This window comes from Ruminiclostridium hungatei (assembly GCF_002051585.1).
In the GTDB taxonomy this organism is placed as follows: domain Bacteria; phylum Bacillota; class Clostridia; order Acetivibrionales; family DSM-1351; genus Ruminiclostridium; species Ruminiclostridium hungatei.
The window spans coordinates 12,547-28,206 of the sequence record NZ_MZGX01000029.1 but is presented as its reverse complement, the minus strand read 5'-3'; the positions used below and the strand labels follow the sequence as shown (position 1 = coordinate 28,206).

Here is a 15,660-nt window from a genome sequence, read left to right as displayed (position 1 = left end):
TGTTCGTGTATGGGAATCCATTTTCCGGGTTAAAAAGGGTGCTTCAGACAGGTGGGTACAAGAAGTATGGCGATTTTATCATGAAAATTTGAAAGGACTGATTTTAATGCTGTTAAGCAGACTGTTGGGGGAAAGACTTAAGGAAAAGCCGGGAGAGGCAAGCATAATAAGCCATATTTACCTATTGCGGGGCGGATATGTGCGCCAGGTGGCAAATGGAATATATTCCATGCTGCTGCCTGCCAAAAGGATTGCCATGAAAATTGAGAATATCATCAGAGAGGAAATGGACAGGATTGACGGACAGGAGGTGCTTTTCCCCGTGGTGCTGCCGGCTGAACTGTGGCAGGAGTCCGGTCGGTTTGATAGCGTAGGCAGCGAACTGCTGCGGATAAAGGACCGGTCAGGCCGTGATATGCTGCTGGGGATGACTCACGAGGAGGCCGCGGTACATTTGGCCAGAAGTGAGGCAATGACTTACACCAAGTATCCCTTTATGATATACCAGCTACAGACTAAATTCAGGGATGAGCCAAGGTCCAGGGGAGGACTTATCCGCGTCAGGGAATTTACCATGAAGGATGCCTATTCCTTTCATACTACACAGGAGGATCTGGAGCTGTACTATGAAAAAGTGTATGAAGCCTACCACAAAATATTTAAGAGGGTTGGGCTGCCACAGGTGGTTTCTGTTGCCTCCGATACCGGTATGATGGGCGGCAAGGTAGCACATGAATACATGCTGCTGGCTGAATCCGGAGAAGATTCCATTGTAATATGCGATAGCTGCGGCTATAGGGCCAATATGGAAGTGGCAGAATCTGAAAGCCCGCATCCGGCTAAAAGCGAAAATCACCTGAGCTGGGACGACCGGAAAATAGCTGAGGTATATACGCCGGATATGAAAAGCATAGAAGAGGTATGCCGGTTTCTGAAGGTAGAGGCTTCACAATTGATAAAGGCGGCGGTGTTCTCTGTGGAGGACAGCAAGAAGCCTCTTATCGTATTTATAAGAGGCGATTTGCAGGTAAATGAAGCTAAGTTGAAGCGGGTTGTCAAGGCAAATGTATTTCCTTATGATGAGCGGGAAAATGACGGAAGTGGAATCTGCTTTGGCTTTATCGGGACTCAGGGCATAGATACTGAAAACAATACCGTGCTGTTTGACGAATCCTTGAAGGGAGAAGCCTCAATGGTAACCGGCGCCAATAAGACGGATTATCATCTCACCGGAATTGAAGTGGACCGGGATATCGCTCCCGAAAGCTTTGTGGAAGTCTCAAAAGTCAATGCTGGAGATACCTGTACGAAATGCGGAGGAAAGCTCGCTGTAAAACGCGGAATTGAAGTAGGCAACATATTTCAGCTTGGCACAAGATATACACAGAGCATGAATATGACCTATACAGACAGTGACGGGAAACTGAAAAATCCAATAATGGGCTGTTACGGTATAGGGGTGGGAAGGCTTTTAGCATGTATAATCGAAGCCTGCCATGATGAATATGGCCCAATATGGCCTAAAAGTGTGGCCCCCTGGCAGATACACATTTGCATGATAAACAAGAAAAATAAAGAGGTCAGACAGACCGGCCTGGAGCTTTATGAAAAATTATCCGCAAGGTATGAGGTTATAATGGATGACAGAGATGTACAGGCCGGTATCCAGTTTGCTGACGCCGACCTTCTCGGCGTACCGCTGAGGCTGATAGTAAGCGCCAGGAACCTTGAACAGGGAGAGGTTGAGGTGGTGTCGAGAGATAAGACCATAAAAGTCAGGGTAAGTCTTACAGCTTTGGAAAGCTACCTGGATGGAGTGGTATAACTGGCAGGGCGGCAAAGTGCGGCCCTGAAAATTTACTTTTCATATGAGGTTCCATTTATGTATACAAGTAATGAAAAATTTATGCTAAAGGCGTTAAAACAGGCAGAACTGGCATTTTCCAAGGGAGAAGCGGCAGTTGGCGCAATAATTGTCAAGGACGGGACAATATTATCCCGGGGGCACAACAGGAAAGAAGCCAAACTGGACGTCACCTCACATGCGGAGATAGAGGCCATAAAAAAAGCGGCAAAAAAGCTTGGCACATGGAGACTGGAGGGTTGTGACATGTATGTTACCCTGGAGCCATGCCCCATGTGTGCAGGAGCAATAATACAGTCCAGAATAAAAACCCTTTATATCGGGGCTATGGATAACAGGGCAGGAGCGGCAGGGTCTGTTGTGGATCTTTTCAGGGAACCCCGGTTCAACCACAGGGTTGACGTAGTAATTGGGCTTCTTCATGAGCAATGCACCGAACTGCTGAAGAAATTTTTCCTTGAGTTAAGGAAGAAGTGATTTTTTGTGGAATAATACTGCGGCTATAAGGGAAGAACAATATTTATTTCCGCTTATATTAATTCACTTGCTGCTGCTCAGCTAAACTTTTTAATAACTGTTAAAGGAAGGCATGCTTATGATAAACCGTAAATTGATACAGGAAGAACAGGCCCTGAGAGCTGTTGAAAATGGTGAATTTGAGAGTGATATGCTCACATCCTGCACCAGGGTCGTTTTAATTCTCACCCAGGATTGGTGTTCCCAGTGGCAGCATATGAAAAGTTGGGTTTACAGGCTGGACATCGAAGAGAATGTTGACATCTATGAGCTTGAATACAACAAGGCGGACTATTTTGATCAATTCCGAACTTTCAAGGAGAAGGAATTGGGTAATGACTCTGTTCCATACTTAAGATTCTATAAGAACGGAGCCTTGTACAGGGAATGCAATTATATCAGTGAAGGGCAGTTTCTAGAGGTTTTAAGCAGTTTCTAGCACAAATACAAATAATAAAGGCCCAGCATAGGTTTTTTCAACAGCCTGTCCGGCACGCGCCTGACAGTAGCCGCAAAATTCCTATGATGAGCCTTTCGTTATCTGCCACCATACTACTCTGACAAATAATCAGCTTTGGTCCTATTGCTTTCAGCCTTTCCGGCACTTGTAACACTGACGTATACGCTGCCTGCCGCGGTACCAAGCTGGGATATTGAAACAATACCGGCTGTACTGCCTGATGCCACGGTGGCTGAACCCAGAAGGCTCCCCCCTGCGGCGGCGGAATAAACATTGATAATATCCCCGTCTGCCAGGTTGGACACCGTTATGGTGTCAAAGGTGCCTGCCTTGTTATTTACCACTTTGATATAACCTGCATAGGGTTCATTGGTAGTCTGCTCGGAAACATACTCCACTTCGGTTCTTTTACTCTCGGTCTTTCCCTTTGAGGTTATGGAGACATATATGCTTCCAGCCTCTTCGCCCAACTGTTTGATGGTTATCTTGACCTGGTTGCCGGTTGAAGCCGCAGTTGCCGAGCCAAGCAGGACTCCGCCGGAGGCGGAATCGTATATCTTCACCTTGTCCCCTCCTGACAGTCCCGATATAAGAACAGTGTCGGAAAGTACAACATTATTGGTTATATAGATATTGCCGGAATATGGCGCAGTGGACTTACCCTCTGCAACATAACTTGCCTCTGTTCTGGAACTTTCGGTCTTCCCTTTTGTAATAGCTGAAATATACACAGTTCCTGCCGCAGCACCGAGGTCTTCAACGGATACCGTTGCCTCCGTCTTATTGGCTGCAACCGTGGCATAGCCCAAAAGATTTCCTCCAGAAGCCTTGTCGTATACTTTGACCACATCACTTGCATTAAGATTGTAAACTGTAATAGTATCGTCCAGATCAACATTATTTACAATGTAAATGTCTCCTATGTACGGAGCAACCGTACTGGTCTCAGCAATATAGGCGGCCTTGGTCAGGCTGCTTTCAGCCCTTCCGTAATTACTGACGGAAACATATACCTTACCTGCTGCGGCTGTCAACTGGGTCACGGATATGGTAACCCTGCTGCTGCCCGGGAGTACGGTTTCCGAGCCTATGAGGTTGCCGTTGGAAGCTGCGTCATACACCTTGACCACATCGTTTTCGTTCAAACCCTTGACAGTTATTGTGTCGGCCATACCTGCATTGTTTACTATTGAAATATTGGAGGAAAGCGGCGCAACCGATTCGGCTTCGTACTGCACCTGTATCCGTTTGCTTTCGCTCTTGCCGTAGTTTGTAACAGTCACATATATACTGCCGGAACCTGTACCAAGCTGTGAGATGTTGGCAGTTGCCACGACCCCGTTACTATCCGCAGTCAGAAGAGCAAGCCGTGTGCCGCCTGTGGCCGCGTTGTAAATACGTATCACATCATAGGGCTGCAAGCCGGAAACAGTCACAGTGTCAGCAATACCTGAATTATTGACTACCTCAACATTTCCAGGGGCCAAAGGCTCGGAAACTTCTTCCTCGGTATAGGTAATTGCCGCTCTGGGGCTCTCTGTCTTGCCGGAGGTGGTAACCGATACATAGACCGTACCCCCGCCCGTACCCAGTTGGGTTATATAAACAATTGCATCAGTGCTGTCTGCGGGAACGGAGGAGGAACCTATGGGACTTCCTCCGGCTGCCAGGCTATAGACCTTAATGACTGCATTTGGCTCCATACCACTTACAATTATTTCATCAGGGATACCTACATTGTTATAAATCTCAATATTTGAGCTTTCAGGGGCAGCCGAGGCAGGTTTCGCAGCGTAAGTGACCGGAGTCCTGATGCTTTCCAGCATACCTGGGCTTTTAACAGAAATATATACTGTTCCTTCTGTATCACCCAGCCGGGAAACGGATAGGGTAATCTCTGAACCGTATGTGGCTACCGTTCCGCTTCCAAGCAGGCTTCCTCCTGCTTCTGCACTATATACCCCGACCACGTCGTTTTCTTTCAGACCTCCAACGGTTACGGTGCTTGCAATTCCATAGTTATTTGAAATAAATACCTTGTCCGGGTCAGGGGACTTGGATCTGGCTTCAGCGGAGTAGGCAGCAGGTGTTCTGGTGCTTTCCGACTTATTAACACTTGTGATGGAAACATATACATTTCCTGCGGTAGTGCCAATCTGAGCTATTTCCACAACAGCCTGCGTGCTTGATGGAGAAACAGCGGACGAGCCCAAAAGATTACCGCCCGACGCCGAGTCATATACTTTAACCTGGTCGCCCGGGGTCAAACCGGTTACCTGAACGGTATCCGATACTCCTGCATTGTTTGCAACCGCAATATTGCTGCTGCTTACAGGAGAAGTTACGGGCTCGCTGTCATAAGAGGCTTCCACCCTGACGCTTTCTGATTTGTTTTTACTTGTTACGGTAACATATACCTTACCCGGTAAAGTACCAAGCTGTGTTATTGTAACAACAGCTTCAGAACCAAAGGTTGTAACGGCCGCGCTTCCCAGGAGGCTTCCTCCGGTGGCTGCGGTATATACTCTTACCAGGTCATCCGCCGTAAGGCCGGAAACCTTGACAGTATCGGCTGCGCCGGAATTATTGTTAATTGTGATATTAGTAATTTCAGGAGGAACGGATTTGCTTTCTCCCAAATATTTTGCCTCTGTTCTTTGACTTTCCAGTTTGCCTGAATTGGTTATGGAGATGTAAACACTTCCTTCGGCAGTGCCGAGCTGGGAAACTGTGATTACTGCGGATACTCCATTGGCCGGAACTGTTGCAGTGCCAAGCAATACGCCTTGAGAGGCGCCGCTATAGGCCTTTATGACATCCTCAGGGTTCAAGCCTGATACAAGTATGGTATCAGCGGTGCCGGTAATGTTGTTTGTAACAACTATTTGCTCCGGAGCGGGCTTTTCAGAGGGCGCTTCCGCGGCATAGGACACTTCCACTCTCTCACTTTCCGATTGGTCCGTGCTGGAAACAGTGACGTAGACATTTCCTGCTCCCTTGCCCAACTGCTGGATGCTGACGGTGGTGTCGGTCAGACCGCCTGCTACAATTGCCGAGCCCAGAAGTGTACCCCCTAATTTTGAATCATAAACTCTTACCATATCACCTGCTGAAAGCCTTGTAAAATACACAGTATCTGCTTTACCTGCATTATTAGTAACAGTTATGTTTGAGGAATCTACTCCCGAATAAACATTTTCGGCCCTGTAGTCCGCCTTCACCCGGGCGCTCTCGGTCTTGCCCGTATTGGTTACGGTTACATAGACACTGCCAGAAGCCGCTCCAAGCTGGGATATGCTGACTGTAATGTCTGTGGAGGTTCCCGCAACAGTGGCAGAACCTATGATGGTGCCCTGGGTGGCTGCATTGTAAATCCTTACGATATCACCGGAAGTAAGGTTGCTGATATAAACCGTATCAGCCTTACCCACATTGTTTGTAATGGAAATATTGTTAACATTGGGGGCTGTGGAATTTCCTTCGGCGCTGTAGTCCGCCTTTGTCCTTCCGCTTTCCTGGGCTCCCGGCTGAGTTACCGAGACATAGATGGTGCCGGAGGCAGTTCCCAATTGTGAGATTGTGATGGTGGCATCCGTTCTTGAGGCCGGAACAGTTGCAGAACCGAGCAGGTAGCCAGACACAGGTGCGCTGTAAACACGTACGACAGTTCCTGAGGGCAGTCCTGTAACATAAACGGTATCCGAAGATCCGGCATTGTTTGATACCGTAATGGCGTTGGCATCAAGGGCTGAGGATTTTGACTCTCCAAGATAGCCCACTCCTGTTCTGGTACTTTCCAATCTGCCTGAATTTATAACTGAAATGTAAACCATACCGCTTTCAATACCCAGTTGAGAGACTGATATTGTAGCATCTGTTCCTGATTTTGGTACAGTGGCACTTCCCAGCAGGTTTCCGCCGAGTTCCCTGTCATATGCCTTGATTATATCTCCCTCACTGAGATTGGAGATATATATGGTATCTGCTTTGCCCACATTGTTGGTGACTGTTATGTAGGCAGGAGAGATATAGCCGGATTTTGATTCGGGAGAATAAGCAGCTTTGACTCTGAGGCTTTCATTTTTTCCGGTACTGGTTACGGATACATAAACTGCGCCTCCGGTGGTGCTGAGCTGAGGAATGGAAACAGTCACTTCGCCATCGGTAGAAGGTACTGTTCCTGAGCCTAAAAGGCTTCCCTTCATATCCGAGTTATATACTTTTACAATATCGCCGGGGTTAAGACCGGTTACTGTTACAGTGTCCGGTTTTCCGGAGTTGTTCATAACGGTGATATATTCCGGAACCGGCTTGTCGGAAGAAAGCTCGGCTTCAAACTGAACCGGTATACGGATGCTTTCGGCACACTCGGAATTTGTTACCGTAACATATATTACTCCGGAGACTGTGCCAAGTTGTGCCACAGTGATGGTAGCATCATAGGAGGAGGAAGAAACGGATTTGCTGCCTATCATTTTTCCGCCTGACTGAGCATTGTAGACCTTGACGACATCTCCGCCGCTGAGACCTGATATATATATTGTGTCTGCCTTTTTGGCATTATTGTTGATTGTTATGGAATCCTGATCAAGGGGTACTGAGGCAGGTTCCGCATCAAAATCCACTTTTGTCCTTTTGCTTTCAGCATAGCCTTTGGTTGTGACGGTCACGTACACACTTCCGGCTGCACTCCCTACCTGACTCACATTGATAGAAACCTCCGAGCCTGTGGTTGAAACTGTTTTGCTTCCGAGCAGCTTTCCCCCCGAGGCGGCGCTGTATACCTTGACCACATCACGGGGATTAAGACCTGAAACGTAGATAATATCTGATTTCTGAGCGTTATTGGTTATAGAAACAGCATCAGCGGATATTGCATCAGACTTTGGCTCACCGTCAAAATCCACACGGGTTCTGCCGCTCTCGGAATTACCCTTGACTATTGCTGAAATGAATACACTTCCGCCGTCTGCTCCAAGCTGGGAAATGGTAAAGGTAATATCTACCTTGTTGTTGGGCACGGTTCCGTAAGCCAATATTTTATTTTCGCTGCCCGAGGAATAGACTTTAACCAAAGTGCCCGGATCAAGTCCGAATATGTATATGGTATCGGATTTTCCTGCAAGGTTGTTGGTTATGATTACATTGCTGGCCGCCGGAGCGGTTGATTGAGCTGCAAATACATTCAGGGTATCAAGGGATATATTTGCAAAAGTAATAACAATAATCAAAAAAATAGAAATTACACGTTTCATTTCCTGGAGTCTCCTTTTCAGAAATTCTCTTTAGTACCTGAAAATATTGTGGGATACTTATATTTTCTATTTGTTTATCGGTAAAATGTGCTAAAAGTATTAGGCTAAAATACTTTTAGCTGCTTATAATATTATCAGGAAAAGTAATTCAGGAAATCATATAGCCTGTTTATTGGCTTTAATATATAATAATTCAAAACATTAAAAAGGCTGTTTAAACTGGTCAGAAAACGTGAAGGCTGCATTGTTGACGGTAAAAGGAATAGATGCTATAATTATTTCAAATCTAGACTTACAGCTTTTTCAAGTTCTTACAAACTTGAAGCGGTAAATGATTAAAGAAAATTATATACCTTTATATTAATCGATGAAGGAAGCAAGATGTATTTATTCGGTTCAGAGAGTCAACGGGTGGTGTGAGTTGACACGAAAAGTGCATGTATAACTCATTCCGGAGGACTGGTGCCAAAAGATGTTTTTATAGCAATTAGGTATCGGCGGTGGCTACGATATAGCCGGAGCACGGGCGCGCGCCTGGTTGCTCACTGAGAGTGCAGTTATAGAAAGACTGCATTAAATCAGGGTGGTACCGCGGAGGAATTATCCCTCGTCCCTGCATAAGCAGAGCCGAGGGTTTTTTTATACCTAAATGGCAAGCTGAAAAATTGCTGTATTTGATTTATTAAACGAATAAAAGGAGGGCGGAGTATGAAGATGACAGGAGCACAGGCTATGATAAAGGCATTGGAACTTGAAGGGATTGATATCATATTTGGATATCCGGGTGCGGCAATCTGTCCGTTTTATGACGCTCTGCTGGACTCCGAAATAAACCATGTTCTTACCAGAAATGAGCAGGGAGCTGCCCATAGTGCCAGCGGATACGCCAGGGTTACGGGAAAGCCGGGAGTCTGTGTGGCTACCTCGGGTCCGGGAGCAACCAACCTGATAACCGGAATTGCCACGGCCTATTCCGATTCCATTCCCATGGTTGCCATAACAGGGCAGGTAGCGCTGGAGCTGATAGGAAGAGATGTTTTCCAGGAAGTTGATACTACAGGAGCAACAGCTCCGTTCTGCAAACACAACTATCTTGTAAAAAACGCGCAGGAGCTGCCCAGAATTATAAAAGAAGCCTTTCACATTGCGTCCACAGGCCGGCCCGGCCCGGTGGTTATTGATGTACCGGTGGATATACAGGCTCAGGAGCTTGAGTTTATATACCCTGAGACAGTTGATATAAAGGGCTACAAGCCAAATTACAAGGGTCATCCCCAGCAGATAAAAAGGATAGCAGAAGCAATAGCGGGGGCAAAAAGGCCGGTTATATGCGCCGGAGGCGGTGTGATAACAGCTAAGGCCGCGGGTATAATGACTGAATTTGCGCAAAAGTGCGGAATACCTGTTGTAACAACCCTGATGGGCATAGGTGCGATACAGGGTGATCATCCGTTGAATCTGGGTATGCTGGGCTCCCATGGAGTTTTTGCCGCAAACTATGCGGTGAACAAAACCGATTTGCTCATTTTGATCGGAGCACGAGTGGGAGACAGGGCGCTGGGAACTGCTGAAAAAATTGCCGAGAAGGCCAAGATAATTCATATAGATATAGATCCCGCCGAAATAGGTAAGAATGTCAGCACTGCCATACCTGTAGTCGGCGATGCCAGGCTTATACTTGAAGAACTCAACAGTGTCATAAGCCGGTGCGAGACTATGGAATGGGTGGGAGAAGCAGAAAGGGTAAAGGCTGAAAGGACGGCCGGGAAAGAAAGGGCTGGAGTAAAAGAAACCTCCGGCACGTTGGGGGTAAATCCCAGGCTTGTGATAAGCCTGCTTTCCGGCAGACTTGATGACAAGGCCATATTGGCAACCGAGGTGGGACAGAATCAGATATGGGCTGCCAACAGTTTTATAGCAAAAAGGCCCGGTGCCTTCATAACCTCCGGAGGACTGGGGACAATGGGATATGGTTTGCCTGCGGCTATCGGAGCGAAGCTGGGAAGCCCTGGCAGTACTGTTGTGGTAGTAGGCGGAGACGGAAGTTTCCAGATGTCCATGCCTGAGCTGGGCACCATAAAACAGAGCAAAATAGGAGTTAAAATACTTATTTTAAATAACACAAGACTGGGAATGGTTCGTGAGATACAGAAAAGCAGGTATAACAAAAGATATTCCCAGGTATTTATGAATGACAATCCTGATTTTATAAAGCTAGCCGAAGCATATGGCTTTAAGGCTGAAAGAATAAATGCCGACTCTCAGATAGAGGAGGCTTTGGACAGATTCCTGGGGGATGACAGCACTTATTTGCTGGAATGCGTAATTGACCCCGAGGAGCCTACCATTTAAAAGCGGAGCCGGAGAGCTTTTTCAGCCGGTGAGATTAGCTTAAATAAAAGGAGGAATTGAGATGGCAAAGTATACATTATCGGTTTTGGTTGAAAACCGGTCAGGAGTTCTATCCAGGGTAGCCGGTCTTTTCAGCAGGAGAGGTTTCAACATAGACAGCCTTGCAGTTGGAGTGACTGAAAATCCTGAAGTTTCCAGAATGACTATAGTTGTAAACGGTGATGAATATACTGTGGAACAGGTAAGCAAACAGCTCAACAAGCTTATAGATGTGATAAAAATAAAAGCGTTGGATAAAAAGGATTCGGTCAGCCGGGAGCTTGCTCTCATAAAGGTTAATGCCACAGCATCTACAAGATCTGAAATCATCCAGATAGTTGAAATCTTCAGGGCCAACATAGTGGACGTATCCAAAAACACACTTACTGTAGAAATTTCCGGAGCAACAGACAAGGTTGAGGCGCTGGAGGATATGCTAAAGCAGTTTGGAATCAAGGAGATTGTCCGGACTGGTACCATAGCAATTGAAAGAGGCAACAAGTATATAAAGGCCGGAAATACGGAAGAATAGGCAGACTCCCCAATATAAGGCCGAAGTGCTGAAAAGTGCAGAAATGCATATGCCTGGTATTGGAGGTTCAACATAAAAATTTACAATGCTTTAATTGTATAATAAAAAACTAGGAGGTAAGGTAGAATGGCAAAAATGTATTACGACAGCGATTGCAATTTAAAATTGCTGGAAGGAAAAACTGTAGCAGTAATAGGATATGGAAGCCAGGGTCATGCACATGCTCAGAATCTTAAAGATAGTGGTGTAAACGTAATAGTTGGCTTAACACCGGGTTCCACAAGAAGAAAGCAGGTTGAGGCTGATGGTTTGAAGGTGTATGATACTGCAGTTGCTGCAAAAATGGCTGATATTATCATGATTCTCACACCTGACCAGTCACAAAAGGCAATGTACGATGAAAGCATTGCTCCTAACCTTGAAGCGGGAAATATACTTATGTTTGCGCATGGTTTCAACATAATATACAACCAGATAGTTCCTCCTGCCGATGTAGATGTAATTATGGCTGCACCGAAGGGACCTGGTCATACAGTAAGAAGCCAGTACAAGGAAGGAAGAGGAGTTCCTGCATTAATAGCAATAGCTCAGGACGCATCAGGCAAAGCAAAGGAATACGCACTGGCTTATGCAGCGGGTATTGGAGCGGGAAGGGCAGGTATACTTGAAACTACCTTCAGGGAAGAAACTGAAACAGATTTGTTCGGTGAGCAGGCAGTGCTTTGCGGAGGAGTTACGGAATTAATGAAGGCTGGCTTCGAGACTCTTGTAAATGCAGGATATCAGCCTGAAATAGCATATTTCGAATGTGTCCACGAAATGAAGCTTATAGTAGACCTTATAAACCAGGGCGGCTTTGCCGAAATGAGGTATTCAATCAGTGATACTGCCGAGTATGGTGACTATGTAACCGGAAAGAGAATTATAACTGATGAAACCAGAAAAGAAATGAAAAAGGTACTTAAGGAAATTCAGGATGGAAAATTTGCATCAAATTGGATTACTGAAAACAACGCAGGCGGAAGATCAAACTTCCTGGCAATGAGAAGGAATGAAGCGGAGCACCAGGTAGAAATCGTAGGCGCAGAGCTCAGAAAGATGATGAGCTGGCTTAAGAAATAAGCCTGTAGGACAAACAAATAATATAATTTAAAAAATATATAAGTGGGGCATTCCACGAGAGATTAACCGGGTGACAGAGCAAAGAGCTGGAACCATGGCGCTTTTGGTACGCGGAGTACGGCTTAAATCAGTAACTGCCTTAAAGGGGCAGACATTGATTTAAGCTTGTACCGGAGTACTGAAAAAGTTGCGGAAAGCATTTGGGAAGGAACCAGGTTATAATTTATTTAATTTTAGACGTTTATGAATGTTAGTATGAGGGGTGAATTATACCCATATAGGGAGGCTGTTTCTATGGCAAGAAGGATTAAGATTTTTGATACGACACTGAGGGATGGCGAACAGACGCCGGGAGTCAATCTGAACCTTCAGGAAAAAATGGAGATTGCCAAGCAGTTGGCAAGACTGGGAGTGGATGTTATTGAAGGAGGCTTTGCCATAGCCTCACCAGGAGATTTCGAATCTATAATGACGCTCTCCAAAAACGTAAAAGGGGTTTCTATAGCCAGCCTTTGCCGGGCCACCGAAAAAGATATAGACAGAGCCTGGGAAGCGGTAAGATATGCTGAAAGTCCCAGGATTCATACCTTTATAGCAACTTCGGACATTCACATGAAATATAAGCTCAAAATGACCGAGGAAGAGGTATTTGAACGTGCTGTTGCCATGGTGAAGAGAGCCAAAGGTTATTGTTCCGATGTGGAATTTTCTGCGGAAGATGCCAGCAGAACCCGCGAAGATTTTCTTGTAAGAATTGTAGAGGCGGTTATAAAAGCAGGAGCAACCGTGGTAAACATTCCTGATACTGTAGGCTATACCACTCCTGTGGAGTTTGGAAGATTGATCCGTAATATCAGAAACAATGTTTCAAATATTGACAAGGCCGATATAAGTGTCCACTGCCATAACGATCTGGGACTTGCGGTTGCAAATTCACTGGCCGCTGTAGAAAACGGAGCCGTGCAGGTGGAATGTACTGTCAACGGCCTTGGTGAAAGAGCCGGAAATGCGGCAGTTGAAGAAATTATAATGGGTATCAGCACCCGAAAAGATTACTATGACATTACACATAAAATAGACACAACACAAATATACAGAACAAGCAAGCTTGTTTCAAGTCTTACCGGAGTGAGTGTGCAGCCCAACAAGGCCATAGTGGGTGCAAATGCGTTTGCCCACGAGTCAGGCATTCATCAGCATGGAGTTTTGTCTGAAAAATCCACCTATGAAATAATGACTCCTGAATCTGTAGGCGTAGGCAAAAACAGAATGGTCCTGGGAAAGCTTTCAGGACGTCATGCCTTTGAGGACAGACTCAAGGAAATGGGCTATGTTTTGTCAGCCGAAGAGATTAAGATTGCTTTTGAAAAGTTCAAGGATCTGGCAGATAAGAAGAAACAGGTGACAGATAAGGACATTGAGGCCTTGGTGGACGAGAACATAGCTGTACCTGAAATATTTGTAATTGACAGCTTCCAGATCAATAGCGGCAATAAGATGATTTCCACCTCCACTGTCAGCATAAGAAAGGAAAATGAAGTAATTACCGAAGCTGCAACCGGGGATGGTCCTGTTGACGCCGCCTTTAATGCAATTGAACGTGCTACCGGAGTAAAGGCCGAGCTGGTGCATTACAGCATAAAAGCAGTAACTGAGGGTAAGGATGCGCTGGGTGAGGTCACTGTAAAGATTTCCACCGAGAACTCTGTTTATATGGGCAAGGGTGTAAGCACAGATATTATCGAGGCAAGTGTAAAGGCTTATCTCAGCGCTATTAACAGGTCTATCAGCGAAATAGGAGAATCTGTAATAATTAACCCGTAGGGGCGCTTGAAGTCAAAGCAGCCCCTATAAGGGCTGCTTTTTTTAAATTAAAATATTCGGCAGCAGTGGATAAAAGTCTGAATACATTAATGCATAAAGTAATGCATTAATGAAAATGATGCATCAGTTTATGCAATATATTGTCAGATGCATGAATATATGCATTAATGTTATTGATTTTGTTAACAGACTGTGATAGGGTATAGCTTAATAGAACATATGTAAAAATGAGCTGTAATTCCGGAGGTCCGTATGTATTTTGCAGTAATCGGCGATATCAAGAACTCTCGCAAAATTGATGAACGTTACCAGTTGCAGGAGCGGCTTGAGCAAATATTGCAGGAAGTCAATTCAGAATTTGACAATTATATAGCAGCGAAGTTTATAGTTACTCTGGGGGATGAATTTCAAGGGCTGCTGAACTCAACCCAGCCCATACTCAGGATTGTTGAGAAAATAATGCTTGAAATGCATCCTGTGAAACTCAGATTCGGAATCGGCTTTGGAGACATCTCAACAAAGATAAACAGGGAAATGGCTATTGGAGCTGATGGCTCTGCTTATCACCATGCAAGAAGGATGATTAATGAAATAAAAAAGAGCCAAAGCAGCAGAAATGGCGACCAGGCTTCAATTAAAATATGGGCGGACGGTAATGAAAATATTGTGAAGCTTGCAAACAATACCTTCAGTCTCTGGTCCGGTATTCAGGAAAAATGGACTCAGAAGCAGGTCCGGCTGATTCTGGAAATGGCAGACTGCCGCAACAACCAGAGGGAGGCTGCACGCAGGCTTGGAATAGCGCAGTCCACGGTCCAGAGAGGATTGAAAAGCTCGGGGTATTACAGTTATCTGCACACCAGGGTGGTTCTGGAGGAAGTCCTGGTAAGTGAATGGGGTTAACGGAGGGGGTTGTATTATGGGATTTACTCTTATTTCGCTCTTGCTGTCATTGCACGTTCTGGGCGATTTTTATCTCCAAAGCGAAAAAACGGCAGAATATAAAAAAATATGCTACAGAGGAGTAATAGTACATTCCGTACAATACGGAATTCCATGCCTGCTGGCACTTGTATTTGTGAGGTTCAGCCTGTTGCTGGCGGTGTGCCTGATACTTTCCGCACTTTTCCATTGGGGAATAGATTCTTTAAAGTATTGGATGAGCAAAAGGCCTGAATATTCAAGTCATTTCTCAAAGCCGGCCCGGATATTTCTGGCCGATCAACTGCTGCATCTGATATTGCTGCTGCTTGTAGCTCTGTTGTATGTTAAGGCTGCACACCGGGAACCGATGCTGTACTTATATGATATATGGAATGAACTTCTCATGCTGATAAACCTTACACCAATGAGTGGGATTAAATGGCTGCTGGTTCTGCTGGTTGTTATAAAGCCTGCGAATATAATATTCAACCTATTTTTTTCAGCATTTAACCCTGAAAGGGAGACTGCCGGGGATGCGCGGCAGCAACGGGCCGGAGCAATAATCGGAAGCCTTGAACGAATTTTGATAGTGTTTTTTATAAGTATCGGGCAATACTCCGCGCTTGGTTTTATATTAACGGCAAAGTCAATAGCCAGGTATGACGCTATTGCCAAAGACAGGAAGTTTGCAGAATATTATCTGATAGGAACTCTTGTAAGTGTTGTTCTTTCAGTAATTGCCCATACCGTTGTATTTTATGGAATATAAAGA

At 45.4% G+C, this 15,660-nt stretch carries 10 protein-coding genes; 9 read left to right on the top strand and 1 reads right to left on the bottom strand.

Annotated elements, in window-relative coordinates:
* The first annotated feature begins 106 nt into the window (after positions 1-106).
* The 3 genes from CLHUN_RS18410 to CLHUN_RS18400 all read left to right on the top strand — a co-directional run bounded on the left by CLHUN_RS18410 (position 107) and on the right by CLHUN_RS18400 (position 2,819).
* Positions 107-1,825 (top strand): proline--tRNA ligase, encoded by a 1,719-nt coding sequence (locus CLHUN_RS18410; RefSeq protein WP_080066141.1) that lies wholly within the window; start codon positions 107-109, stop codon positions 1,823-1,825.
* Positions 1,826-1,882: 57 nt separating this feature from the next.
* On the top strand, positions 1,883-2,341 hold the full coding sequence (tadA, locus tag CLHUN_RS18405; RefSeq protein WP_080066095.1) for a tRNA adenosine(34) deaminase TadA: 459 nt from the start codon (positions 1,883-1,885) through the stop codon (positions 2,339-2,341).
* Between the two features lie 118 nt (positions 2,342-2,459).
* Positions 2,460-2,819: a hypothetical protein gene (locus tag CLHUN_RS18400; protein ID WP_080066094.1), complete on the top strand. Its 360-nt coding sequence runs from the start codon at positions 2,460-2,462 to the stop codon at positions 2,817-2,819.
* 113 nt (positions 2,820-2,932) lie between these two features.
* On the opposite strand, the gene CLHUN_RS18395 is transcribed toward CLHUN_RS18400, so the two are convergent.
* On the bottom strand, positions 2,933-8,095 hold the full coding sequence (locus tag CLHUN_RS18395) for a beta strand repeat-containing protein (RefSeq protein ID WP_080066093.1): 5,163 nt from the start codon (positions 8,093-8,095) through the stop codon (positions 2,933-2,935).
* Between the two features lie 708 nt (positions 8,096-8,803).
* Here CLHUN_RS18395 and ilvB point away from each other — a divergent pair.
* The 6 genes from ilvB to CLHUN_RS18365 all read left to right on the top strand — a co-directional run bounded on the left by ilvB (position 8,804) and on the right by CLHUN_RS18365 (position 15,657).
* A complete protein-coding gene (ilvB, locus tag CLHUN_RS18390; RefSeq protein WP_080066092.1) occupies positions 8,804-10,447 on the top strand; it encodes a biosynthetic-type acetolactate synthase large subunit in 1,644 nt (547 codons plus the stop codon).
* 61 nt (positions 10,448-10,508) lie between these two features.
* Positions 10,509-11,018 (top strand): acetolactate synthase small subunit, encoded by a 510-nt coding sequence (gene ilvN / locus CLHUN_RS18385; protein ID WP_080066091.1) that lies wholly within the window; start codon positions 10,509-10,511, stop codon positions 11,016-11,018.
* A gap of 126 nt (positions 11,019-11,144) precedes the next feature.
* On the top strand, positions 11,145-12,140 hold the full coding sequence (ilvC, locus tag CLHUN_RS18380) for a ketol-acid reductoisomerase (protein WP_080066090.1): 996 nt from the start codon (positions 11,145-11,147) through the stop codon (positions 12,138-12,140).
* Positions 12,141-12,434: 294 nt separating this feature from the next.
* Entirely contained in the window at positions 12,435-13,964 is a 1,530-nt protein-coding gene (locus CLHUN_RS18375; protein ID WP_080066089.1) for a 2-isopropylmalate synthase, read from the top strand.
* Between the two features lie 252 nt (positions 13,965-14,216).
* Positions 14,217-14,867 carry a SatD family protein gene (locus tag CLHUN_RS18370; RefSeq protein WP_080066088.1) on the top strand — a complete coding sequence of 217 codons (651 nt, stop codon included), beginning with the start codon at positions 14,217-14,219 and terminating at the stop codon, positions 14,865-14,867.
* Between the two features lie 16 nt (positions 14,868-14,883).
* Positions 14,884-15,657 (top strand): DUF3307 domain-containing protein, encoded by a 774-nt coding sequence (locus tag CLHUN_RS18365; protein WP_080066087.1) that lies wholly within the window; start codon positions 14,884-14,886, stop codon positions 15,655-15,657.
* Positions 15,658-15,660 lie beyond the last annotated feature (3 nt).